Genomic DNA, 26,182 nt, shown 5'->3' with positions numbered 1-26,182 from the left:
ATCCTCGGAATTTATCCTTATTCTGTAGGTGTTTGGACACCCACTAAAAAAACTACATCCGCATTCATCTCACCACTATTTTCCATCGAACGGAAATAAAAAAGCTCCGTCCCTACGAAAGGGACGAAGCGTATGCTCGTGGTTCCACCCTTCTTCCTTCCGACTTTTTATAGTCAGACGAAGCTCAAGGCTAGCTAACGGGCTAGGGACCGGCGAAAGATTATCCCTTTCGCTGCTCAGTAGGTAGTAAATAGTGTGCTCGAACTAGGAAGCTTACAGCCAATGACTTCCCTCTCTAAAAGCCGTTACACAAAATTCATGTCCTCATCAATGCATTTGATCAATTATTCCTCGGCATAATTGTGTCCAAAATCGGCTTTGTGCTTAGGCCTGCACGATGCAGGTCAGTTAGCCGTTATCGCATGGATGCGATGATTTTAGGCTAACATCCTATTTGAACTTCTTTCCGATTCCGTGACATCCGCCGGAGGCTTTAACATCTTTAGTGGATGTTTGGACAACCGCTAAAAGATGTAATTTAGTATATGTGACAGTATACGCTCGATTGTCGCAAAATGCAACAGTCAATCTTACATACGGCGATTTTTTCCACCCATTTCAATTGGCTCAGTCAATGCTTTAACACGTTCCATAATACGTCCAGCCTTCACGACTTCAATGTCACCTTTTTGCGACTGTGCTAAATGGTGCTCCAATTCATCATAATTAAAATTAGATGTAATGAATGTTGGCAATTGCTCTGCCATGCGGTAATGGAAAATAGTCCCCAAAATTTCATCTCGCGTCCAAGCAGTCATTGTTTCGGCTCCTAAATCATCGAGCATTAACACTGGTGCCTTTTTCACATAGTCTATTTTTTCATTCAACGTATTATCGCCAATTGCATTTTTCATTTCTCGTAAAAATTCAGGCACGAAAACTACAACTGACTTTACTTTAGCCTTAGCAAGTTCATTAGCTAATGCGCCTAGCACAAAAGATTTCCCCACTCCAAATTGTCCATATAAATAAAAGCCTTTAGCAGGCAAATTCCCTGTATCTAGTACATTTTGAACAAAATCAGTCGCACGGTTAGCAATGTCAACACGTGTATGATCATCTATAAATAAATCACTTATAGTAGCTTGTAGCACATCCTTTGGCATATGCATACTTGCAATCATGTTAGCAACATCTCGGCGCTCATCTTCACGTATCTTTTGCTCGCATCGTACATAATCAATTTCAACAGTACTCCTTACTACACGTAAAGTAGGTAAAAAACCTTTTAAGTAATTTGTACAATTTTCTGTATTGTCACAGCCACAGCAGACTGTAGATTGGCTAATAAATTCATGGAGCTTCGGTAAATTACGTTCAACCGCATCATAGCTTAACTCATCCATATGTTCAGCTAAAAACTCTTGTACACGAGGGTTTTCTAATATTTCTCTACGCATCGCTTCATATCGTTCTTGAAATGATGGTACCTTAATTGCTCTTTTTAATGGTCCATTAATCGGTTCGATTGTTATTCACCTACCTTATTTTGAATATTACCTAATTTTTCTAGTATCTTTTGTCTTTCCTTTTCAAAATCAGTAGTGCCAGTATTTGTTGTATCTTTTATTACTTCCTCTGATTTTTCATTACGCTTATAAAACCAATCTGGTACTTTTTCCTCTCGGCGATTTTTTGTGTAAGAGTTCTTTTTTGCCGAAGACTGGGGTTTATTTTTCCACGTAGTGTACTTATCATGCTCTTGGCGTGCTAGTTCCATTGCTGCTTTTGCCGTTTGAATATTTTTACGTACCCAATGATCCGCAATCGTTTCCACATATTTTTTAGGTAACTTCATATCAGTTGTTAGCATTACATATTCCAGAAGAGCATTAACAACCCCAACTGGCATTCCATGCTGAACAATTAAACTCTCAGCAAGCTGCACGGAGGTCTGTAAAGGTTCTTTGCCATTATTGATATCTCGCAATACTTGCACCGGGGGAGTCGTCTCTAAATATTGTTGAAGCTCCTGATCCTTTGTTTTTTGACCAGATTCTTCTAAGGACGGCGGCTCCATCACTCTAGCAAGCTTTGGTGGTTCTTTTGATACCGTTAGCTTATAAAAGTCTGCAGCGGCCTTACGTAAACGTTCCAGTGAAATACCTAGATCATCATCTAATGCCAATATCACTACTTTTTGCATATCGAGTGCCGTTAAGCGGTATAAAAATGCTAATTTTGCTATTGTTTCACGCACCTCAAATGTTAGTAGGCTTGCCGGCACTAGTTGCTCTGATAAACCAGCTTGCAACAGTTCAAAGTCAAACTGGTCAAAATAAAACGGATATACCTTTTGCTGTTTATCCTTGCTACTAGTATCAGTTTGTAAATCAGCCGGAATCTTTGTACTTACAGGCTTAAAAACATCTATAAAGGCACGCGATACGTCTTTAAATTCTGCATCTCTAGCAGATGGAATAAAACGCTGACGTAACTTCCGATAAGCATGCTCACCTATTTTACTAAATAAAAACATTGAGAGCAGCGGATCTTTCATAAAGCTATCTGCATCGAGTGGACGTATCAGCTCATATAAAAAGCTTCGCTGGTCGGCATCTTCTTTTTTCCATGTGCGTAACAGACCAATTGCTTCAAGCGCAATACGTGCCTCAAATACTTTGCCAATAGGAAGCCCTAACACATTCATTAAATAATAATGTGTCATTTGCTGACTTGGCATTTGCTCAGCTTCTGCCCATAGTGTTAAATAAAGGCTGATTGGTTCCGCTCCAATTAAAGGTTGATAAAAAAGCGTTACTAATTGACGTTCCTGCGTAGAAAGTGCATGAGGTAGACGAATGTCAAAAGAATCAGCTGGCTGCAATTCCTTATACAAATGGATCAACGTCATTCACCCTCTCTGTTTTCCCTATAATTTCTGTTCTGTCTGACGTTGGATAATTTCTTTTATCTCTTCAATAAAGACATTGATATCTTTAAATTGACGATAAACCGATGCAAAGCGTACATAAGCAACCTCATCGATTTTTGCTAAGCGATCCATTACCATTTCTCCTACATCCTCGGATCGGACTTCAGAATTCCCTATGCGGCGAAGATCTTTTTCAATGGACATTACTAGTCCCTCAAGTACTTCAAGAGAAACAGGACGTTTTTCGCAAGCACGAATAAGTCCACGAAGTACCTTTTCACGGCTAAATTCTTCTCGTGAACCTTCTTTTTTCACTACAACTAAAGGTGTCTCTTCAATTTTTTCAAACGTTGTAAAGCGGAAGCCACATGACTCACATTCACGACGTCTACGAATTTCTTTATTATCATCAACTGGCCTCGAATCCACAACACGCGTTCCGTTAAATTGGCAAGATGGACATCTCATATAATTACTCTCCTGATTTCACAACAATTTAATATTTCTATTATAACAAATTTCCTATGTATAAGAAAAGCGCATTGACGCTAGTGTGCTCATGATAAACCTTGAAAGGAGAAAGTACAAGCATAGATTCTGCTGTCTAATAAAAAAAAGCACATTGAAATCACTTAGATTTCAATGTGCACAGTTTAGCTTCTTTCAGCGGGTGTCACTGAATTATGAATTATGCATTAACTGTTTCTAAAGCTTTTGCCACTTTTTTTACAAGATCTACTACACGTGCAGAATAACCCCACTCATTATCATACCAAGCTAGTACTTTCACTTTACGGTTACCCATTACCATAGTAGAAAGTCCATCTACTGTAGAAGAGTAAGTTGTTGTATTGTAATCAGAAGATACTAGAGGCTCAACTGAGAAGTTTAAGATACCTTTCATAGGGCCTTCAGTTGCAGCCTTCACAAATGCAGCATTGATAGAATCAACTGTTACGTCTGTGTTTAAATCAACTACTAGGTCCACTAATGATACGTTCGGTGTTGGAACACGAAGCGCCATACCATGAATTTTGCCTTCTAATTCTGGTAACACTAATTTTAATGCTTTTGCAGCACCTGTAGATGTTGGGATGATTGATTGTGCGCAACCACGTGCACGACGTAAATCTTTATGTGGATTGTCTAAATTCTTTTGGTCATTTGTATAAGCGTGAACTGTTGTCATTAATCCGCTTTCAATACCAAATGTGTCATTTAATACTTTGGCAACTGGTGCTAAGCAGTTTGTTGTACAAGAAGCATTTGAAATAACATCATGTTTTGCGATATCAAGTTTCTCATCATTTACACCTAAAACAATTGTTACGTCCTCGTTTTTACCTGGTGCTGTTAAGATAACTTTTTTTGCGCCTGCTTCTAAGTGCATTGCTGCTTTTTCACGATCATTAAATTTACCAGTTGCTTCAATAACGATATCCACACCCATTGTAGCCCATGGTAATTTTAATGGGTCACGTTCGCTAATAATTTGAACTCGTTTACCGTTGACAATTAAAGCATCGCCTGCTGGCTCAACTGTACCTTCGAATGTTCCGTGATTTGTGTCATACTTAATTAAATGTGCTAACGTTTCAGCTGGATAGCTAGCGTTAATTGCAACGATATTTAAATTCTCTTGCATGATCGCTTGGCGGAAAACCATACGTCCGATACGTCCGAAACCATTAATAGCAACTGATACTGTCATTTATAAAATCCTCCTGTGAGTACATACTCAGATTAAATATACTTTATGGTGATTAGTATAACACAATTTTAAAAAAGATGAACATTATATATTCATAATATAAAAGTTCTTATTTTCTGAAAAATAAAATCGCCTAAATTAGTCCTTATTATGGTATAAATCCACAAAAAAATGCATAGCAAAGTGTTTTTGCTACGCATTCGTGTTGTTGAATATAATGTCAATGAGATTAATGTGTCATATTAAATAAAGCGTGGCTCTTCGGCAAAGCTAGGGGTTGATTTCCGTTCCGGCTGGGCGCTTTGTAGCTGTCGCTTTGCTTTCGCTACAGAAAACATTTGCCGCTGACGCTTCGCTTTCGCTACAAAAAACATTTGCCGCTGACGCTTCGCTTTCGCGCAGAGCAGAGCTTCCTGGGGGCGTCCGATGAGCCGCTTCGCTGCGCTGCAGGGTCTCGGGCCAACACGATGTTGGTCACGAAGGCGTTATCACAGGATGTGATGCTTTTAGCCTTCGTTCCTCTATCGCTAATCCCCAAGGAGTCGCCCAGCCTCCACTCCAATCAACCACTTCACTTAGCGTGTATTTTCTAGCATGTCACTCTAATTTACAGTGATAATGCTTCAGTAAGATGTTTTCTGGAAAGCAAAGGAACAGGACAAGATGTTTTTTGTGCAAAAAGCAAAGCAGAAGCAACGGAAGATGTACAACGCGTCTCTGTAATAAGTCCTTTCTGTTTGACTATTGAGCAGGATAACGCTCACTTTTGAAAAACTTAAAATAAAAAAGTTCTACGTATCATTGATTAAAGTGAAAAGCTACTCGACTCCCGTTTTGAAAGCTCAATGAACACCCTACAAGCACCTCAGTATTCAAAGAGATTCCTTTTTATTTTGTTAATCAAAAATAAGAATGCGTAGCAATATGTCATTGCTACGCATCGAATGATTTTATAGATTTTTAATTAATTACGTCCCAATAAGACAGGATTTTTTTTAATTGGTGCTCTGTTTGTTCTAAATTTTCATTATTATAAATAACCGCATGTGCACCTTTTTCTTTCACTGACAAAGGTAGCTGAGAACGTATTCGAGCTAGTGCATCCTCTTTTGATAAGTTGTTACGCTCCATTAATCGACGAAGCTGTACCTCTTCACTAACCGATACCACAATAATACGCTCAACAAAATGCTGCAATTTACTTTCAAATAACAGTGGAATATCCATCACAACATGCTTTTCTCCAGCATCTAAATAAGCATCACGCTGGCGTAACATTTCCTGACGAATAGCAGGATGCATAATATCATTTAAAATTTTACGTTTTGCAGGTTCATGAAAAATAATATCGCCAAGCTTGGCACGGTTTAAACTACCGTCTACTAGCAATATATCTTGTCCAAAGTTTTCAGCTATTAACTTTAAAGTCTCCGTTCCTGGTTCTACAACATCACGCGCAACAATATCTGCATCGACAATCGGTAAACCAAGTGCTGTCATCATTTTTGCTACTGTACTTTTTCCGCTCGCAATACTTCCCGTTAGTCCAATAATCATAGTTAAATCCCCTTTAATGTTGACAATTTGGGCAAAAGACCGATGTGCGCCCACCTATCGTCATTTGGCTCGTTGCAGTATCACACGTTGGACACATCTTTTTCCCATACATTTGCAGTCGATTCTGCATACTTCCAGCCTCGCCATTGATATTACGATAATCTGAAATTGTTGAACCTCCTGCTTCAATGCTCTGGCGTAAAATAGCGACAATTGCCTCGAATAATGCACGCTTACGCTTTTCACTAATGCGATTCATTGTGCGGGCCGGATGAATTTTTTGAGCAAATAATGCTTCTGTAGCATAAATATTGCCACAGCCCGAAATAACCTGCCCATCCATAATTACATCCTTAACAGCCTTTTTCTCATATTTCGGTAACTTTGATTTCGTAATAAAATAATCACATGCTATGTCATCAAAAGGCTCTGGTGCCATTTTTGTTAATGGTGCATGATCTTCAATTTTTGTTAAAAAACGTAGTTCACCAAAGCGGCGTATATCCGAATAAATCAAATAACCACCATCTGCCATTAGAAATGTAGCATGAATATGTTTTTTAAATTTCGCCTCATGGATCTCTTCAGGCGAATCCACCACAAACCATGCACCCGTCATCCCTAAATGACTAACAAGCACATAAGGGACATCCTCTTTCAGCAAGTAAAAAAAGATGTATTTTGCACGTCGTTCGATTTTTGTAATCGTCATTTGAGACAAAGATATTTCAAATGCATCAGGCTCAGCTTGCTTCACGATACACTGCTTTCCTTCACCAAAGGAAAGACGAATAATCTCAGATAGTTGAACCTGTTTAATTGTACGTCCTTCAATTTTAGGTTTTAATGCCTGGACGACACCTTCAACCTCTGGTAATTCAGGCATTTTAACCCCTCCTTATTTTGCTTCGTACCAAGTAGCACCGTAGTTAAAATCTACTTTTAATGGTACTGAAAGCTCGATTGCGTTCTCCATAACTTCTGGTACTATTTTTTCAAGCAATGCAATTTCCTCTTTAGGTGCTTCAAAAATTAATTCATCATGCACTTGTAATAAGAGCTTTGCTTGCATATTTTCTTTTTTCAAGCGAGCATCCATATCAATCATTGCTTTTTTAATAATATCAGCTGCACTTCCCTGAATTGGTGTATTCATCGCAGTACGTTCTGCAAAGCTTCTTAGATTGAAATTTGAGCTCGTAATGTCAGGCAAATATCGACGTCTATTTAAAATCGTTGTCACATAACCATTAAACTTCGCATCTTGGACGATATCATCCATATATTGTTTTACACCAGGGAAACTCGCAAAATATTTCTCGATAAATGTAGCAGCTTCCTTACGCGTAATATCCAAGTTTTGCGATAAGCCGTAATCACTAATACCGTAGACAATACCAAAGTTAACCGCTTTTGCAGCACGACGCATATTACTATCGACCTCATCTTCTGAGACATGGAATACATCCATCGCAGTACGTGTATGAACATCCATACCTTCACGGAAAGCTTCGACTAAATTTTTATCTTTAGACATATGGGCCAATACACGCAATTCGATTTGTGAATAATCGGCAGAAAATAGTATCCAATCATCTTGCGATGGCACAAACGCTTGACGAATTTTTCGCCCTTCTTCTAAACGGATCGGTATGTTTTGTAAATTCGGATCCGTTGAGCTTAAACGCCCTGTAGCTGTTAATGCTTGTTGGAATCGAGTATGCACCTTTCGATCTTCTTCATGGATTTCCTTTAGCAGGCCTTCAATATAAGTTGACTGTAGTTTTCCAAGCTGTCGATACAAAAGAATATGCTCAATAATAGCATGCTCTGGCTTTAATTTCTCCAATACATCTGCTGCAGTGGAATAGCCTGTCTTTGTCTTTTTAATAACAGGAAGACCAAGTTTATCAAAAAGGATAACGCCTAATTGCTTTGGTGAATTTATATTGAAAGCTTCTCCTGCCTCCGTATAAATCTCCTGTTCAATCACAACTAGTTTGTCATTTAGTTCCTGCCCCATGTTTTCTAGTGTGGCACGATTGACCGTGATACCTTCACTTTCCATTTCCCCTAAAATAGAAGCAAGAGGAAGTTCTAAGTTTTTATAGAGTTCGAACTGTTCATTTTCCTTTAACAATGTCTCAAGCTTTGGTTGTAAAGACCACACAGCAAAGACTTTGCGGCTTGCATGCTCAGCAAGTGCATCAATGGCTGGTATAGCTCGTTTCGCCCCTTTACCATAAACGGTCTCATTTGCCTGAACATTACGATAACCCAGTTCTTTCGCAAGTGTTGCCACATCATCACCACTTAGCGCAGGATTATTAATATAAGAAGCAAGCAATAAGTCAAATTCCACACCCGCTAAACGTATTCCCGCACGTTTTAACGCAGCCTGAGATGCTTTTGAATCAGACAAATACTTTATTTTAGTAGCATCTTCTAACCAGAGACGAAGATCATCTGATTTAGCCGCAATATCAAACGGCACGTACATTGTTTTCGTTCCATCTGTTAGAGCAATGCCTAGTTGCTGACATGTATGATAATGCTCGTCCTCTAGCTCCAAGTGCACTGCCATCACATCTTTTAAATGCTCTTGCTTTATTTCTTGTACAATTTCATAGTCAAAAGGTGCTTGTTCTTCTTCTTGGACAGTAAAATCACTTTTCTCTAGCAATGATTTAAAGCCAAGCTCTCGCCACACGCTAATTAATTCTTCCTCATTCGGACCATTATAAGCAAGATCAGAAAGCGTTATTTCAATCGGCGCGTCTGTAAAAATGGTAGCCAGCTTTTTACTCATTAGCGCCTGTTCTTCATTGGCAACTAATTTTTCTTTCATTTTAGAAGCCTTTACCGTATCCATTGCCGCATAAAGTGATTCTACTGAACCATGCTCTTTTAACAATTTAACAGCCGTTTTCTCACCGACACCTGGTACACCAGGGATATTATCTGAAGAATCCCCCATTAAACCCTTCATATCAATAATTTGCCCTGGAGTTAAGCCGTATTTTTCAGCAATAAACGCTGGTGTATTTTTTTCAATTTCAGTAATACCTTTTTTAGTAATGTATACTGTTACTTGCTCAGTTGCTAGCTGTGTTAAGTCACGATCTCCCGATACGACAACGACGTCCATAGCCTGTGATGAAGCTTCTTTGGCAAGTGTCCCTATAATATCGTCCGCTTCGTACAATTCAAGCTCATATCGTTTAATACCATAAGCATCAATAAGCTTACGTATATAAGGAAACTGCTCTGATAATTCTGGTGGAGTCTTTTGTCGACCGCCTTTATATTCCGTAAATGTCTCATGGCGGAAGGTTGTCTTACCCGCATCAAAGGCAACCAAAATTTTCGTTGGCTGCTCTTCCTCTAATATTCTTTGTAACATTGTTGTAAAACCGTACACTGCATTCGTATGAATTCCACTATCATTCGTTAATAGAGGTAACGCAAAAAACGCGCGATATGCTAAACTATTGCCGTCCAATAATAGCAATTTTTCCTTTGTCATGATTTTATCCTCCTGCGTTGTCGTCTTCTTAATTGTAAAACGAAAACGTATGTTTGAAAATGCCTCTTCCTTTTACTTTATCGAGAAAACGGTTATTTTACCAATCATAACGATGAAAATCGCCAAATTTTCTACAACAATAGCTTAGCTTACGATTAATTACACAAAAAAAGCCAATTACTCATTGTAATTGACTTCTTCTATGTTATTCACTGGCATTATTAGTTTTTTCTCTACGATAGAAAATCTCTTCATATATGACTGTCAAAATAAAAGCATTCATAAAGGCAAATACTAAAAATAATGGCATACCACCAAGCTGTGGATGTGTAAGCTCTGTATCGAACACCATTACAGTGCCGATTTGCGCTAAGAAGAAAATGAAGCCGATCCCAACTTGCCATATAGGACGCTTAACTTTGCGTTTTTCATACCAAAATATTTTTTTAAATATTTTTCGTACATCCTCCGCAATAACTAAACCTAATAAAAACAAAATAACAAAAAATACTGGTATATGATAAACACTTTTTGTGATCCATGCAAAATCTGATAGACGGAAGAAAAGTGTAAATAACGATGCAATACTACAGGCTATCAATAAATTTTGGAGCCACTTGCTAATTTGCAATTTCACAACTATTACCCCCATTTTTTAATTCTGAACATTATCATTCTATCAGATAATAGGCATCTACGAAACACAAAATTATAAATTTCTATCATTTTCATATCATATCATCGATAATCGAAAGATATTTATAAAAAATATCGAAATTTCCTGAATTCAAACAATGAAGGCTTATCACCCTAACGTGAAGTTGATTTCCGTTCCGAATGGGCGCTTTGTTGTTGTTGTTGTTGCTGTCGCTTCGCTTTCGCACAGAGCAGAGTCCTGAGGGCGTCCGATGAGCCGCTTGGGCCAACAGATGTTTTTTGTGCGAAAGCGTAGTGCTAACGTAGCGGCAGCAACACGATGTTGGTCACGCTGGCGTTATCACAGAACGTGATTGTTTTAGCCTTCGTTCCTCTATTGCTAATTCCCAAGGAGTCACCCAGTCTCCACTCCAATCAACTTATTGCCATTCATTAAAGTCCCTCCACCTTACTAAAGTATAAAAAAGCCGTCTCAAAAAGTTTGAGACGACCTCATATGCTTACCCCTGCAAGAATAATAGTATTATTTTATCCCGCTTAACGGGCAGTAATTTATCTATACCAAAGTGAAGCGTCAGGTACAAAATTCCGAAAGCAAAGAAGTTAAGCGGGAGATTAACTGCCCGTAAAAGCCCGATTGGTGAAGACTAATAATCAGTGGGGGTTGAAAAAAACCCCCACTGATTAAAGTTTCACTTTATATAGCCAGATAATATTTTCGCATATGGTGAAGTGGATGGTAAAATAATGACCGTATCTTCACCTACAGTTTTCTTATATGATTCTAATGTACGGTACAATGAATAGAATTCAGGGTCTTGAGAGAACGATTTATTGTAAATCTTAGCCGCTTCTGCTTCACCTTCCGCTTGAATCAATGCTGCATCCTTTTTCGCTGTTGCGAGCATTTCTTGAACTTCCTTATCAGTTTGAGCTTCAATACGGCGTTTCTGAGCATCACCTTCTGATAGATATTTTTGCGACATTGATTCACGGTCCGAAATCATATTTGTAAACACGGATTGCTCATTTACAGTTGGCAAGTCGATACGACGAATACGAACATCTATTACTTCGATTCCATACTTATCATTTGAAAGCAATTCATTGACACGTGCAGTTACCTGATCGTTGATACTCCCGCGTGAAGAATCTTCATCATTAATAATCGCCTTATATTCTATTCGACCAAGCTCTGAACGAATAACTGAATAAATAAACTCTTCCATACGTGATTCAACTTTTTCAATTGTTCCTGCATTTGAAATTAATTGCTTTGGATCTGTGATATGCCAAACTGCATAATTATCAATAATAATTCGTTTTTTATCCTTTGTATTAATCTCTTCTTCAGAAACTTCATACGTCATTTGGTTTTTTGGTAGCTTCGTTACGCTTTGAATAAATGGAACCTTTATTTTCAAGCCAGGCTCACTCTGAAATTTCACAACTTCTCCAAACTGTCTTACAACTGCGTATTCGGATTCTTTAACTATATAAACATTAGCAAATAATATTATGGCAATAGCAAAAACGGCTGTTAATGTTACAGCAAGAGAAATATATTTTTTCGGATTCAACGGGCCTTTTTTCGACATTTTGACCACATTATCCACTGTATCCTCTTCTTTTGGAGCAGTATTTTTGGATTTACCTGATAAAAAATTGAGGAATTTTTCAAGATCCTTATTTTTTTGGTCCATTAGTTACCGCCCCCTTCTTTTTTCTCCTCTTTTGGTGTTTCCTGTGCTGCAGGTGTCTCCTGTTTTGCAGGTTGCAATGCTTGAAGAGGCAAGTATTTCATTGTACTGCCATCATCATTCATAATATAAATTTGCGCTTTAGGTAAAACATTTTCAAGCGTTTCTAAAATTAAACGCTCACGTGTAATTTGTTTATTACCCTTATATTGCTCATACATTTTATTAAAGACAGCTACATCCCCTTGAGCCTGCTCAATACGGGCTGTTTTTTCACCTTGAGCCTTCGAGATGATAGCATCTTTTTCACCTACAGCCTCATTAGTACGCTGATTCTTATATTTTTTTGCTTGATTAATTTTTGTATTTTTCATTTCACGCGCGTCTGTAACAGCTGTAAAGGCTGCTCGCACATCTGCATTCGGTAACTCTACATCTTGTAGTTTTACCCCTAAAATACTGATACCAATATCGTATTTTTCAATAAGAGAAACGAGTAAATCTCGTGATTTTGCTTCTATGTCCGCTTTTCCCTCTGTTAACGCAGCGTCGATTTTTGAACTTCCAATAATTGATCGAATCGCACTCGACGTAGCGCTATGTAATATTTTTTCTGGATCTTGTGAGCTGAATAAATACTTTTTCGGTTCAGTAATTTTCCATTGAACTACAAGGTCTGTTAAAACAATATGCTCATCGCCTGTAATCATTTTCGTTTCAGCATCATAAGCTTCCAATTCCCCATTTTTATTTTGCTTATAGCCAAACTGTAAACTAAATGTTTCCTTCGATAAAACCTCAACCGATTGTACAGGCCAAGGTAATTTAAAATGTAAACCTGGTTCTGTTACTGTATTATCGGCACGACCGAACGTAATGACAACTGCTTGTTCTGATTCATCTACCGTGTACCATGATGTAAATACCGCAATAAGTGCAACAATGCCGAAAATACCAAGTCCCACCATCATTAGTGACCTTTTCACACTCATGTCTAATCCTCCCTTATGCTTGGTACTATTGTATACGGGACACTTTATAAAAAGTTTCAAAATATTTTAATAAACCATTTTTTATTTTAGGCAGTTTGACATAAGGAGCAAGCTCACCAAACGTTCTTGCACCGGCCCTCCAAATAAAATAGAACTAAAAAATCCTGCTACCATTTAAGGCAACAGGATATTGATAACTAGATGTTCAAATGCTGGGAAGAATGTTGTTGATAAAACAATGCTAATTAACGCAGCTACAATCATAGCTAAACTTGCAAAAGTACCTTCAAGCTCACCAAATTCAAATGCTTTAGAGGTACCCGTACCATGCGCTCCCATTCCTAACAGTAGACCTCTAGAGGATGGTCGATGGAAACGACATACTTTAATAACTAGCGGTGCTATTAGACTCCCTAAAATACCAGTTACCATAACGAAAACTGCAGTAAGGGTAGGAGAGCCACCAATCATATTGGAAATGTCCATCGCTATTGGTGTAGTAACTGAGCGTGGAACTATGCTATGCACAAGCTCATTATTTAATCCTACTAATACAGCAAAGATAAATGATGATGTAATAGCAACAGCTGAGCCAACTGCAATACTTAGAACAATTTCAAAAGCATGTTTCTTCAATAGGTTAAAATTTTTATAAATTGGTACCGCAAATGCAACTGTTGCTGGCCCTAGTAAATTTGATAAAATACCGGCCCCTGCATTATAAGATTTATAGGATGTACCCGTTAGTAGCAAGATGATAATTGCCACTAATGGTGTGATCAGTATAGGAGTTAACCATTCCTTCTGATACTTTTTATAAAACATTTTACTAGTATAAAAAACTGCAATAGTACCTAGTAAACTTACTATAGCTATTAACAAGCTCATGCAGTATCACCTTTCTTTCGTTGCCCTAGCAATTGTGCTGTGAAACCTGTTGCAAACATTACAACTATGGCACTCAATACAATAACAAGCACAGCTTTCACACCTTGCACACCGAATAATGCAGTATAATCGATTACTCCGATAGCAGATGGAATGAAAAATAGTAATAATTCACTAAGTAATAAACCTGCACCTAGCTCAATCCATTCAAGCTTAATAATATGAAACTGCAAAAGTAAAAACAATAAGACTAGTCCAATTATGCTCCCTGGAATCGGCAAGTGAAGTAGGCGTGCAATACTATTCCCAACAAATAAAATTACATACAGGTAACCGATTTGCACGATACTTTTGACGATTTTCATGGTCATCCTTCTCTCAATTTTTTATCCCGCTTTTACGATCAGTAATATAAATCACTTCTAAATAAAGTGGGCTTATTAGCTGACCGTATAAAGCCCGATTGGTTCAACTAACAAGTACATTGATTGTTAGTTCATGTTGTCGAATTGTATTAAAGAAATTAGATGTCATATTAAATTATGGTTTATCGGTAAAACGAGTGGTTGATTTCCGTTCCGACTGAGCGCTTTCCTAGGGGCGTGCCAGACAGAAATCCCCCTCATTTAAAGCTCTACATCTCCATTCTGTTTTATCAACACTATGAACTAACAATCATTACATTTCTTATTAGTTGAATATTATGCTACTATACTTTACACCTATTTACGTTACGTGTAAAACAGAAAAAGAATCTACCACCAAAAAGTTTGGTAATAGATTCTTCCTATTGGCGATAACTAAGCAACACAATCAAAAAATCTTTATCTAAAGATTTTTTTGGCTATTTTAAAGTCTTAATAATATAGGGGGGTTTCTACTAACAAGTATAAATCCCTATTGTGAATCTAAAATTGTGCTTTTGTAAAGAATTCGTTAATTTTTCGGAATCATGACTATCATTTTTGTCCCGACGCCAACTTCACTTTCTACCTGAATGCGGCCATGATGCGCTTCTACTAAGTGCTTCACAATAGCAAGCCCTAACCCTGTCCCCCCAGAATTCCGGCTTCGCGCACGGTCCACACGGTAAAATCGTTCAAAGACACGGGCAATTTCATGCTTTTCTATCCCTATACCTTGGTCTTCTATTTCAAGAATGCCGTGCGTTTCATTTTCCTTCAATCGAATCGTAACGGTTGTATTTTCTGGAGAGTACGTAATGGCATTGGTAATTAAATTAGTAACAATTTGAATAATACGATTGGCATCACCCATAACTTGAACATCACGTTCAATATCAACATGAAAGCTCATATTTTTCTCATCCAGACGTGGTCCTGTCAGCTCTGCTCCTCGTATAAGTACATCTTGCAAGCCCATTGGCATAATATTAACGGTAAAACCATGCTGTTCAATTTTCGATAACTCCAGTAAATCTTGGATAAGCATCTGTAGACGGTTACTTTCCTTATAAATGATCTCTAAAAAAGATAGCAACATTTTTTCATCCTTATACGCACCATCCAGCAAAGTTTCAGAAAAACCTTTAATAGATGTAATAGGTGTACGCAATTCATGGGATACATTTGCTACAAAGTCCTTACGAATCTGCTCTAAACGAACAAGCTCCGTAATATCATGCATAACAATAACTACACCAAGCCATCGACCATGATCTCCTATTACAGGCGCACCATACACTTCCTTATTATATAGCTCCTGTTGGACCTCCATTTTAATTTGTTGACGATAAGGCATTTCTGTTAGAAACACATGGTCGATAAATTGCTCAAGTGATTTAGGTAAGCCAATTGTACGGAAGACTTTTCCTTGAACATCATCAATTTGCATACCGAAACGCTCTAAAAATACACGGTTTACGATAGATATATTCCCCTCACGCCCAATCATCATAAGGGAGCTTCCCATGTTTTCAATTAACGTTTTAAGTCTTTCCTCTTCTACCTCGCGAATCGTCGTAATATCCTGTAAGTTACGCGCTAAAATATTGATGGAGTGACTAAGTGGCATCATGCGTTCATGCTCATTTTCATGAGCACGAGCACGATAATTTCCTTTCGCCAGTTCAAGTGCTGTATCTGTCACGTTATCAATAGGAGCAGTGAAATTTCGAATCATATAGCGACTTACAATAGCCATTAAAATAAGTGCTATTATAAAAAGAATCGCTAGCACAACATAAAGTCGCGCATGAACATATGATATTAGAGAATCTGTTGCCTCTATGTTTTGAGCAGTATACAGTGCCTCTTTATCTTCTTTTGATAGTTCAATTTTTCGTTCATCTAATACTTGGTTAATGGATTCTTGCATCTGTAAACTAGCCTGCTCATTGTACTGTTCTATATAAACAGGAAAAAGCTGACCTATAACAATCATTAGGACAGCTAATATAGATCCAAGCAATAGCATGAATGTCAAGAATAAGCGGTTGCTCATTGATTTCATGTCGTCTTCGGCTCCTCGAATTTATAGCCAAGGCCGCGAATTGTCTTGATGAACATCGGCTTACGGCTATTTTCTTCGATTTTATCGCGAAGGTGGCTTATGTGCACATCCACAATTCGAGTATCACCAGCAAAGTCATACTTCCATACAGCACTTAATAGCTGATCGCGTGTTAAAACGCGATTTTTATTTTCAAGTAAATAAATGAGTAGCTCAAATTCCTTTGGTGTAAATTCCAGTGCCTCATCCTGTAAAAATACTTCAAAACGCTCTGGAAAGACACGTAATTGTCCAAATTCATACATTTTCTCTTGTGGCCCATTCTTCTCTTCAGGCACTACATTTTGTGTAAAACGTCTCAAAACAGCCTTTACCCGTGCCAACACTTCGCGCGGACTAAAAGGCTTCGTCATATAATCATCTGCCCCTAGTTCTAGACCAAGTACTTTATCGAACTCGTCATCCTTTGCTGTTAACATAATAATAGGTGTATTCATACGCTGTTGACGAATTTGTTTACAAACTTCCATACCATCAAGCCTTGGAAGCATCAAATCTAATAGAATTAAATCCGGCTGTATGTCAATTGCCTTATCAAGACCCTCTTGACCATCTGCAGCTGTTTCTACTACATATCCAGCCTGCTCTAAATTATATTTCAATAATGTCGCAATAGAAAATTCATCTTCTACAACTAAAATCGTTTTTGTCATGTGTAAAGCCTCCGTTAGTGATTTGAAACCCCCATTTCAAATCTCAAGACGTCTATAAAGCGAATGGTGGTGTCACCAGCAAAGTACCCTCTATCATAAGTTGCTTCTGCTCATTATAAGAGTGTACCGATACAGTAATTGTATTTTGTAATTTATTGACTTCTGTTACCTCTAATAGTGTATCAAATAATTCATAATGATAGAGCGGTTCTAAATATTTTATATGTTGCTCAATAATTCGTGCACCTGGCCCAGGAATATACTTTGACACAGCTGACGTAATAATACCATTTAACATGATTGTTGGTACGATTGGCTTTTGAAAAGGTGTCATCGCTGCATAATCATGTTGAATATAAAGCGGATTATTATCATTCGTAAGTCCTAAATAAAGCAGTAAATCCTTATCTTCTATCTTTTCGGTAATATGAATCTTCTCGCCAACTGTAATTTCATCAATAGTGAGACCAAGCTTACTGTTTTTTTGAAGCAAAAATACGCCAACCCCTTTTCTATCATATACCTTCATAGTATCAATTTTATTCCAAAAGTACAACGAAAAGCAGAAGAACCATTTTATCGTCATTCAGCAACATTGTTTTTCTGTGCGAAAGCGAAGCGGCAGTTACATGGTTTGTCTTTAATGCGTCAGCATATACATCCTTTTTCTTCATTTTAATTATTCAGTATCGTTTTCGCTACGTGTTTCTCATCTCTCATTCATTGATTTAATTTTTAAAGTTGTAGCTTTTATTTCTTTATCATAGACCATAGTTATTTCATAATCGACAGTAAAATTTTTAGTTTTGTCATACAATGTAATAATGAATTTTTTTGGGGATTTATAAACTTTTAGAGAATCTAAAACATAAGTAAAAGAATAATCATCACCTTCAAGTGCACTACTTGTAACACTACTCTCTCTTACAATAGCAAAGTTCACCTTTTTTTCAGGTGTATCATAAATTACTATTAAATCTTCAATTCCATCTCCATCAATATCAAGTAATGCATCATTGTACACTGTAGCATCAGGGACTCGTTTTTCGAATTCCTTAAATAATTTATCTTTATTATTACTATCTACTTCCACATTGATTTCAATCGGTTCTATTTTATTTCCCTGTTGTTCACTCTCTTCAATACATCCACTTATTAAAATACCTAATATCATTATCATACTAATACCAGCTATATTCTTCATTTATCCCCCTATTCAAAATAAATTAAATATTCTGTAAATATTATATCACACGTTAAAGAATTTTCCGGATTTTAGGATGTATTAGTGAAAATATAAAGACCATATTAGATCCTTCAATACTTAATAGTCAGCCTGTAGTGGATGAAACAACTAACGATATTTCATCAATAAAAAACCTTTATTTCTACTTCATGTAACCCGTCCATTAATAGTGATGAGCCTTTATCAATATGCATACTATAGCTCTTGTCAAATTGATTATAATATTCTTCATTATGCGTTGGGCAGTTTGCTGAGCATTCTATAATTTGTAAGAATATCCTTTTTGACACACGCACTGTTCGTCCTACTTTTTGATGTCTCAATACTAAAAAAAAAATCGAGTAGGAATGAATCCCACTCGATTTCATAAACTTTTATTAAGCTAAAACTTTCATAACTTCGCGGACAGCCTCTGCCGACTTATCTAAAGCTGCTTTTTCATTGTCTGTTAAATCAAGCTCAAAGATTTTCTCTATACCATTTGCACCTAATAATGTCGGAACACCTAGATATAAATCATTGTAACCATATTCGCCTTCTAAGTATGCAATAGATGGAAGTATACGTTTTTGGTCTTTAATGATAGCTTCCGCCATTTCAATAAGCGCCGCTGATGGAGCATAATATGCAGAACCATTACCAAGAAGATTAACGATTTCAGCGCCGCCTTTACGTGTACGGTCAACAATTTCTTCAAGACGATCCGCCGGGATTAATGATTCTAATGGAATACCACCAGCGAATGAGTAGCGAGTTAGTGGCACCATTGTATCACCATGGCCACCTAACACAAAACCAGTGATATCTTTTACAGAGATATTCAGTTCTTCTGCTACAAACGCACAGAAACGAGCTGTATCAAGTACACCTGATTGACCTATTACACGATTTTTAGGGAAACCAGTTTCTTTGAATACTGTGTAAGTCATTGCATCAACTGGGTTTGTAAGAACGAGGATTGTTGCATTTGGTGAGTACTTAGCAATTTCCTTAGAAACAGCTTTCATTACATCTTGATTGATTTGAACAAGATCGTCACGGCTCATACCTGGTTTACGAGCAACACCAGCAGTGATGATTACTACATCAGAATCTGCAGTATCCGCATAATTAGAAGTACCTTTAACATAAGAATCATAGCCTTGCACTGGTGCAGCTTCCCACATATCTAGAGCTTTACCTTTTGTTGGGTTTTCAGCTTGAGGAATATCCACTAACACTACATCACCAAGTTCTTTTTGAGCTGCTAAAAATGCTGCAGTAGCGCCAGTAAAACCGCTACCGATTACTGAGATTTTTTTTCGTTTCAGAGACATTCGAATACGCTCCTTTAAAATTAGGTTATATAATCAATTATGCCTCGGCATAATTGCATCAGGAATCGGCTTTGTGCAAGCACAAAGAAACTCCTTTCCGATTCCGTGACATCCGCCGGAGGCTTCTTTCAGCGGGTGTTTAAACACCCGCTGAAAGAATTTAAAAAAGGGAGGAGAATAAATTCTCCTCCCTCGATTAAACAAGTTCATCGTAAATATTTTATTAAGCTAAGGTCAATAGAAATTTACATTTCCCTAATTATATCGGCAGAATATACTTCCGCTTTAACTATAATTTCTATTTTAGAATAGAAAATTATAGGTTTTTGATTAATTCAGTAGCGAATTCTGAACATTTTACTTCTTTAGCGCCGTCCATTAAACGAGCGAAGTCGTAAGTTACAACTTTAGAAGAGATTGTTTTCTCTACAGATTTAGTAACCATGTCAGCTGCTTCTTGCCATCCTAAATGTTCAAGCATTAATACACCTGAAAGTAATACTGAAGATGGGTTTACTTTATCTTGACCAGCATATTTTGGAGCTGTACCGTGAGTAGCTTCGAAGATCGCGTGTCCAGTTACATAGTTAATGTTTGCGCCTGGAGCGATACCGATACCACCAACTTGAGCAGCTAATGCGTCAGAGATATAGTCACCGTTTAAGTTCATTGTAGCAACTACGTCGAACTCATTTGGACGAGTTAAGATTTGTTGTAAGAAGATATCAGCGATAGAATCTTTAACTAAGATTTTACCAGCTGCTAAAGCGTCAGCTTGTGCTTTGTTCGCTGCTTCTTCACCTTGTTCAGCTTTAATAGCATCATATTGGTTCCAAGTGAAAGTTTGATCAGCAAATTCTTTTTCAGCTAATTCATAACCCCATTTTTTGAATCCACCTTCAGTGAATTTCATGATGTTACCTTTGTGTACTAAAGTAACAGATGGGCGTTTATGATTAATAGCATATTCGATAGCAGAACGTACTAAACGCTCAGTACCTTCTTTAGATACAGGTTTTACACCGATACCAGAAGTTTCTGGGAAGCGGATTTTGTTAACACCAAATTCAGTTTGTAGGAAGTTGATGATTTTTTGTGCTTGTTCAGAGCCAGATTCGAATTCAATACCAGCGTAGATGTCTTCTGTGTTTTCGCGGAAGATAACCATATCAACGTCTTCTGGACGTTTAACTGGAGAAGGTACTCCATCAAAGTGACGTACTGGACGTAAGCATACATATAGGTCAAGCTGTTGACGTAATGCTACGTTTAGAGAGCGGATACCACCACCGATTGGAGTAGTAAGAGGACCTTTAATTGCGATTAGGTATTCGTTAATTTTGTCTAAAGTTTCTTGTGGTAACCATTCACCAGTTTGGTTGAATGCTTTTTCACCAGCTAGAACTTCTAACCATTCGATTTTCTTTTCACCGTTGTAAGCTTTTTCTACTGCTGCGTCGATTACGCGTGATGCTGCAGCCCAAATATCTGGACCAATTCCGTCACCTTCGATGAAAGGAATCACTGGATTGTTTGGTACATTAAGTACGCCATTTTCAACTACAATTTTGTTTGACATTGATGTTGCCTCCTAAATTCATAATCATAGGACTGTGTTTTCAGTAACACAGTCCCAAATATTCTAGCATATTTTCCGAATTAGCGCTCGCTGACTGGAACATATTTTTGCATACCTGGTCCAACATACTCTGCACGTGGACGGATTAGGCGGTTGTTAGCATATTGCTCTAAAATATGAGCTACCCAACCAGAAGTACGTGATACTGCGAAAATTGGTGTGAATAGGTCATGATCAATACCTAAAGAATCATACACTGACGCAGAGAAGAAGTCTACGTTTGCAGGTAATTTCTTTTGTTCTACGATCATGTCATGGATTTTAACTGACATTTCATAAAGCTCTGGTTTACCAGTTAGCTCAGTTAATTTTTGTGACATTACACGTAAGTGTGGTGCACGTGGATCGCCTTTGCGGTATACGCGGTGACCGAAGCCCATGATTTTTTCTTTGTTGTCTAATTTATTTTGAATATAAGATTCAACGTTTTCAAGTGAGCCGATTTCAGTTAACATTTTCATAACTTGCTCATTTGCACCACCATGAAGTGGTCCTTTTAAAGCACCGATAGCTGCAGTTACACCAGAATAAACATCTGATAATGTAGCTACACATACACGTGCTGTGAATGTAGATGCATTTAATTCGTGATCAGCATGTAATACTAATGCTTTGTCGAATGCTTCCACTTCGATTGCTGCTGGTTCTTCACCTTTAAGCATGTATAAGAAGTTTGCTGCATATCCTAATTCTGGTTTTGGCGCAACTGGCTCTAAACCTTTACGAACACGTGCAAATGCAGTAACTACTGTAGCAATTTTAGCTTGTAAACGGATAGCTTTACGATAGTTAGCTTCTGTATCCATAACATCCGCTTCTTCATCGAATACACCAAGTAAAGATACTGCAGTACGTAGTGCAGCCATTGGATGTACAGTTGAAAGTGGGTATGTTTTGAATTGATCTACAATTGCTTGTGGAATAGACATGTTGTCTGCCAATTGTTGTTTTAATTCAGCTAGCTCGTCCGCTTTTGGTAAACGAGTATGCCATAATAAATAAATTACCTCTTCGAATGACGCGTTCTCTGCTAAATCATCAATGTTGTAACCAACATATGTAAGTGTGTCATCGATAATTGAACTGATTTTAGATTCCGCTGCTACGATACCTTCTAAACCTTTAGTTGCTGACATAAATTATCGCTCCCTCATAATATATTTTTTAGTTGTAAATGCAGATATTAGCTCACATTTACGTTTTTTGCTCATATGAACCATTAAGTTAATCGCTTACATTGCTATTATAATCATTTTTGACAGCTTTGTGAATGAAAAACCTCCGAATAAAGAAAAAGACGCACGAGCGATCATAAATGAGCTTTTAAGAGATTCTTTTGCATATTTTAATATTGATTTATCATTTGAAACGAGGTGAATTTGTAAAAATGAGGAATATTAAATATTTTTCATACGAAAGAACCACAAGTGTTTTATTTTTTATATTCTATTTGGTAATACTGTGGTTCGTATTACCTGTATCGCTCGCCATTTTTTTGTCTTTTTCCACTTATCCTATCATAAAATTTCTTCACTCTTATTGTAAAATTACCTATTGGCTTGCAGCAATTATTGTGGAAGCACTTATACTAGCTTGCGTTTTTCTTCTCGTTATCATATCGATAAACAGTATTATTCTTGTCTTCCCTGAAATCAGAGATACGCTACAAAATTTCCCACTTTTCAATGAATATGAATCAATGTTCATCCAAGTTTTAAAGGAAAAATCGCTTTCGATTTTCGATTCAATCTTTTTATACACCGCTAATATTTTCCAACTATTCATGAAGCATGTAATTGAAGTATTTATATTCCTTGTTGCTTACTATTTCGCCCTTTTGGAAACTCGCAAATCCCGATATTGGTTTTTTCAATATGTGCCAAAAAAATTCCGCAATGAATGGCAGAAGCATTTTTCTAAAATAATGCAGCTATTTCATTATTTTTTGTACGTGGAGTTTCAGCTATTCACAATTACACTGCTTATACTTTGTGCGGGATTTATGATCCTACAATTTGAACAAGCCATCATTAAAGCTTTTATAGTTGCATTTGCAGATGTACTGCCGTTCTTTGGGATTGGGGTATTTCTTGTACCCATGAGTATTTATTTTTACTTAAAAGGTAATACATTTTTATGTGTAGCTATTTTAATTTTGTATCTCTTCGTTCAATTAACAAGGCAGCTAGCTGAATCCATGCTTTGGTCAAATACATTACATTTACGTACATTCCATACTTTTTTCATCAGTGCTGCCTCGATTTTATTATTTGGTTTTTACGGCATTTTACTAAGCCCTATATTTTTATTTTTGGCGGTTAAACTAAAGGATAATGCTATTTTTGAACGATGATAAATTGACCTTTTTTCATTTTTTTCCGCATCCAATAATAAAAGATTGGCTGGAACATTTTGCGGGAAAAAGGCATGAGCAGTAATAAACCAACAAGATCGGTTATAAAACCCGGTAATGTTAGAAGTACCCCACCACTGAAATTTAATACGGTGTCAACTAATGCTGGCCCAGGAGCTTCTCCGCGTGCTATCGTAGCTTTTACCTTTTGTACAGAATTCATACCTTTATTTTTCACTACATAAATACCTATAATACTCGTAGCGACTATAAGCAATAATGTATTTAGAATACCAAAATTTTGACCAATTACTATTAATAACGCCAACTCGGCTAATGCATAGACAATGAAACCAAGAAAAACTTTTCTCATATTTTTCTCCTTTCTATCTAAAAAAGGTATACCTTATATACGTTATTATAGCCCAATAAGTTTCATTAAAAAATCAATGTGTCCTATTTAAGAGATGACGACGCTATTCTTTTTATAGTAAATTCTCATTCTCTGAGAGAAAAGGAATGATTTCAAACTACTATCAACAGAAGTCACCCAACTGTTACGAAGATCAACTTATACACACGACAAAATGTCATCCCTAGATTTCGGTGAAAAACCGCAAAATACTATTTACTTCTTTATTATAAGAAAAGCTCTAGTGCAAATAGTTGCACTAGAGCTTTATATTATAGATTAAAGAACACTTGCATGCCCTTTATAAATAACTCCTGTTTCAGCATCCATTGTAATTTCTTGACCGTGGCGAATCAATGTAGTAGCTTCTTTTACTCCTACGATAACAGGGATACCAAGGCTTAATCCTACAACTGCTGCATGACTTGTAAGTCCGCCCTCCTCTGTAATCAGACCAACACAATTTTCAATCGCTGGCATCATATCACGATCTGAACCAACCGTTACTAAAATGCATCCGTCTGTATCATATGCTAGTGCCTCTGCTGCATTTTTTGCAACTACTGTTTTACCTACTACTGAAGCTTTGCCGATTCCTTGACCACGAGCTAATAAATCACCGATGATGTGTACTTTCATTAAGTTAGTAGTACCTGCTTCACCTACCGGTACACCTGCTGTAATGACAACTGCGTCACCGTGCGTTACAAAACCATGCTTTAAGCTTTCATCAACAGCTAGCTCTAAAATTTCATCTGTTGTCGTAACTCGTTGACAAACAACTGGGTTCACACCCCAAACTAGTGTTAATGCATGAGCTGTATTGGCAGAACCTGTTACCGCAACAATCGGTACACCAGGACGATATTTTGCAATCATTCTAGCTGTGTTACCACTTTCTGTTGGTGCTAGTACTGCTTTCACACCTAAGTTAATCGAAGTGTAAGCTACTGCTTGTGAAATCGCTTCAGTCATATTTGCCTCTTTTTCACGACTACGTGTAGAGACAATTGCCTTATAGTCTAATGAATTTTCTGTACGCTGTGCGATTTTATTCATTGTTTGTACAGACTCTACTGGATAAAGCCCTGCAGCAGTTTCACCAGACAGCATAATTGCATCTGTACCATCGATAATTGCATTTGCTACGTCACTAGCCTCTGCTCGTGTTGGACGCGGATTACGCTGCATCGAATCTAACATTTGTGTAGCTGTAATAACTGGTTTACCAACTTGATTACATTTTAAAATTAATTTCTTTTGTACAAGTGGTACTTCTTCTGCCGGGATTTCTACACCAAGGTCACCACGTGCTACCATTAATCCATCTGAAACTAAGATGATTTCATCGATATTATCGACACCTTCTTGGTTTTCGATTTTCGGGATAATTTGAATGTGGTTACCGCCATTTTGTTCAAGTAATTCTCGAATTTCTAGTACATCCTTTGCTCGACGAACGAATGAGGCTGCAATAAAATCAACACCTTGTTTAATACCGAATAGAATGTCCTGCGCATCTTTTTCTGTAATCCCTGGAAGCTGTACAGAAACACCTGGCACGTTAACACCTTTTTTATTTTTTAAGAGACCTGCATTTTCAACAATCGTATGGATAAGGCCTTTTTCCATATCTTTTGCTAATACACGTAGTTGAATAAGTCCATCATCTAATAAAATTATAGAGTTTTGCTCAACGTCCTCGATTAAACGATCGTACGTTACAGAGAAGCTTGCCTCTGTTCCTTCGACTTCAGTCATCGAAATATCAATTACTTGCCCAGCTGCTAGATGCAATTCTCCGTTTTTCATATTATGTGTACGAATTTCAGGACCTTTTGTATCGAGTAAAATCCCAACTGGTTTACCTAATTTTTGTGCTACTTCGCGAATTAAATTAATACGTACTTCATGCTCATCATGAGAACCATGCGAAAAGTTTAAGCGGGCAACATTCATACCTGCTTCAATTAGTTTCTCTAAAGTTTCTGGTGTCTCACTTGCTGGACCAATTGTACATACGATTTTTGTTTTTCTCATTTTCTGCCCACTCCGTTTTTATGCC

General features: G+C 37.3%; 23 protein-coding genes. 1 reads left to right on the top strand and 22 read right to left on the bottom strand.

Annotated features, from left to right (window positions below; all coding sequences use genetic code 11):
• Positions 1–590 precede the first annotated feature (590 nt).
• From dnaI to citZ, 20 genes are all read right to left on the bottom strand, one after another.
• A complete protein-coding gene (dnaI, locus tag ACFVT8_RS01035; RefSeq protein WP_387082558.1) occupies positions 591–1,520 on the bottom strand; it encodes a primosomal protein DnaI in 930 nt (309 codons plus the stop codon).
• A gap of 11 nt (positions 1,521–1,531) precedes the next feature.
• Positions 1,532–2,914: a replication initiation and membrane attachment family protein gene (locus tag ACFVT8_RS01030; RefSeq protein WP_387082343.1), complete on the bottom strand. Its 1,383-nt coding sequence runs from the start codon at positions 2,912–2,914 to the stop codon at positions 1,532–1,534.
• 18 nt (positions 2,915–2,932) lie between these two features.
• A complete protein-coding gene (gene nrdR, locus ACFVT8_RS01025) occupies positions 2,933–3,403 on the bottom strand; it encodes a transcriptional regulator NrdR (protein WP_049667519.1) in 471 nt (156 codons plus the stop codon).
• A gap of 220 nt (positions 3,404–3,623) precedes the next feature.
• Positions 3,624–4,646, bottom strand: coding sequence for a glyceraldehyde-3-phosphate dehydrogenase (locus ACFVT8_RS01020; protein ID WP_387082344.1), 1,023 nt, complete (start codon positions 4,644–4,646; stop codon positions 3,624–3,626).
• A gap of 960 nt (positions 4,647–5,606) precedes the next feature.
• Complete coding sequence (gene coaE / locus ACFVT8_RS01015; RefSeq protein ID WP_387082345.1) at positions 5,607–6,203, bottom strand: dephospho-CoA kinase; 597 nt, start codon at positions 6,201–6,203, stop codon at positions 5,607–5,609.
• Positions 6,204–6,216: 13 nt separating this feature from the next.
• Complete coding sequence (gene mutM, locus ACFVT8_RS01010; protein WP_387082346.1) at positions 6,217–7,089, bottom strand: bifunctional DNA-formamidopyrimidine glycosylase/DNA-(apurinic or apyrimidinic site) lyase; 873 nt, start codon at positions 7,087–7,089, stop codon at positions 6,217–6,219.
• A 12-nt stretch (positions 7,090–7,101) separates the two neighbouring features.
• Positions 7,102–9,729, bottom strand: coding sequence for a DNA polymerase I (gene polA / locus ACFVT8_RS01005; RefSeq protein ID WP_387082347.1), 2,628 nt, complete (start codon positions 9,727–9,729; stop codon positions 7,102–7,104).
• Positions 9,730–9,934: 205 nt separating this feature from the next.
• Positions 9,935–10,366, bottom strand: a complete 432-nt coding sequence (locus tag ACFVT8_RS01000; protein WP_387082348.1) for a DNA polymerase I — start codon at positions 10,364–10,366, stop codon at positions 9,935–9,937.
• A 712-nt stretch (positions 10,367–11,078) separates the two neighbouring features.
• On the bottom strand, positions 11,079–12,089 hold the full coding sequence (gene hflC / locus ACFVT8_RS00995; protein ID WP_387082349.1) for a protease modulator HflC: 1,011 nt from the start codon (positions 12,087–12,089) through the stop codon (positions 11,079–11,081).
• The gene (gene hflK / locus ACFVT8_RS00990; protein WP_387082350.1) at positions 12,089–13,078 is read right to left on the bottom strand and encodes an FtsH protease activity modulator HflK; all 990 of its coding nucleotides are present in this window, start codon (positions 13,076–13,078) and stop codon (positions 12,089–12,091) included. Before hflK ends, hflC begins: the two co-directional genes overlap by 1 nt.
• A 174-nt stretch (positions 13,079–13,252) precedes the next feature.
• A complete protein-coding gene (locus tag ACFVT8_RS00985; protein ID WP_387082351.1) occupies positions 13,253–13,966 on the bottom strand; it encodes an LrgB family protein in 714 nt (237 codons plus the stop codon).
• Entirely contained in the window at positions 13,963–14,331 is a 369-nt protein-coding gene (locus tag ACFVT8_RS00980) for a CidA/LrgA family holin-like protein (RefSeq protein WP_079561583.1), read from the bottom strand. Before ACFVT8_RS00980 ends, ACFVT8_RS00985 begins: the two co-directional genes overlap by 4 nt.
• A 571-nt stretch (positions 14,332–14,902) precedes the next feature.
• A complete protein-coding gene (pnpS, locus tag ACFVT8_RS00975) occupies positions 14,903–16,438 on the bottom strand; it encodes a two-component system histidine kinase PnpS (RefSeq protein WP_387082352.1) in 1,536 nt (511 codons plus the stop codon).
• Positions 16,435–17,151, bottom strand: coding sequence for a response regulator transcription factor (locus ACFVT8_RS00970; protein ID WP_100544894.1), 717 nt, complete (start codon positions 17,149–17,151; stop codon positions 16,435–16,437). Before ACFVT8_RS00970 ends, pnpS begins: the two co-directional genes overlap by 4 nt.
• Before the next feature lie 52 nt (positions 17,152–17,203).
• A complete protein-coding gene (locus ACFVT8_RS00965; RefSeq protein WP_387082353.1) occupies positions 17,204–17,644 on the bottom strand; it encodes a MaoC/PaaZ C-terminal domain-containing protein in 441 nt (146 codons plus the stop codon).
• A 216-nt stretch (positions 17,645–17,860) separates the two neighbouring features.
• Positions 17,861–18,355, bottom strand: coding sequence for a hypothetical protein (locus tag ACFVT8_RS00960; RefSeq protein WP_387082354.1), 495 nt, complete (start codon positions 18,353–18,355; stop codon positions 17,861–17,863).
• A 164-nt stretch (positions 18,356–18,519) separates the two neighbouring features.
• Positions 18,520–18,687: a hypothetical protein gene (locus ACFVT8_RS00955; RefSeq protein ID WP_387082355.1), complete on the bottom strand. Its 168-nt coding sequence runs from the start codon at positions 18,685–18,687 to the stop codon at positions 18,520–18,522.
• An 87-nt stretch (positions 18,688–18,774) separates the two neighbouring features.
• A complete protein-coding gene (gene mdh, locus ACFVT8_RS00950; protein ID WP_387082356.1) occupies positions 18,775–19,713 on the bottom strand; it encodes a malate dehydrogenase in 939 nt (312 codons plus the stop codon).
• Positions 19,714–20,029: 316 nt separating this feature from the next.
• Complete coding sequence (gene icd, locus ACFVT8_RS00945; protein ID WP_349659215.1) at positions 20,030–21,292, bottom strand: NADP-dependent isocitrate dehydrogenase; 1,263 nt, start codon at positions 21,290–21,292, stop codon at positions 20,030–20,032.
• 80 nt (positions 21,293–21,372) lie between these two features.
• Positions 21,373–22,488, bottom strand: coding sequence for a citrate synthase (gene citZ, locus ACFVT8_RS00940; RefSeq protein WP_370075677.1), 1,116 nt, complete (start codon positions 22,486–22,488; stop codon positions 21,373–21,375).
• A gap of 251 nt (positions 22,489–22,739) precedes the next feature.
• On the opposite strand from citZ, the gene ACFVT8_RS00935 reads away from it, so the two are divergent.
• Positions 22,740–23,705 carry an AI-2E family transporter gene (locus tag ACFVT8_RS00935; protein ID WP_387082357.1) on the top strand — a complete coding sequence of 322 codons (966 nt, stop codon included), beginning with the start codon at positions 22,740–22,742 and terminating at the stop codon, positions 23,703–23,705.
• Here the strand turns inward: ACFVT8_RS00935 and ACFVT8_RS00930 are convergent.
• Together ACFVT8_RS00930 and pyk are read right to left on the bottom strand one after the other, a co-directional pair.
• The gene (locus tag ACFVT8_RS00930; protein ID WP_387082358.1) at positions 23,689–24,078 is read right to left on the bottom strand and encodes an FxsA family protein; all 390 of its coding nucleotides are present in this window, start codon (positions 24,076–24,078) and stop codon (positions 23,689–23,691) included. The two genes, ACFVT8_RS00935 and ACFVT8_RS00930, sit on opposite strands and share 17 nt — an antisense overlap.
• A 318-nt stretch (positions 24,079–24,396) precedes the next feature.
• Positions 24,397–26,157 (bottom strand): pyruvate kinase, encoded by a 1,761-nt coding sequence (gene pyk, locus ACFVT8_RS00925; protein WP_387082359.1) that lies wholly within the window; start codon positions 26,155–26,157, stop codon positions 24,397–24,399.
• Between the last annotated feature and the right edge of the window lie 25 nt (positions 26,158–26,182).

The sequence above is a fragment of the Lysinibacillus sp. NPDC058147 genome, from assembly GCF_042884205.1.
Taxonomy (GTDB): domain Bacteria; phylum Bacillota; class Bacilli; order Bacillales_A; family Planococcaceae; genus Lysinibacillus.
The sequence above is the reverse complement of the archived record's forward strand: the minus strand, read 5'-3'. Positions and strand labels throughout refer to the sequence as shown.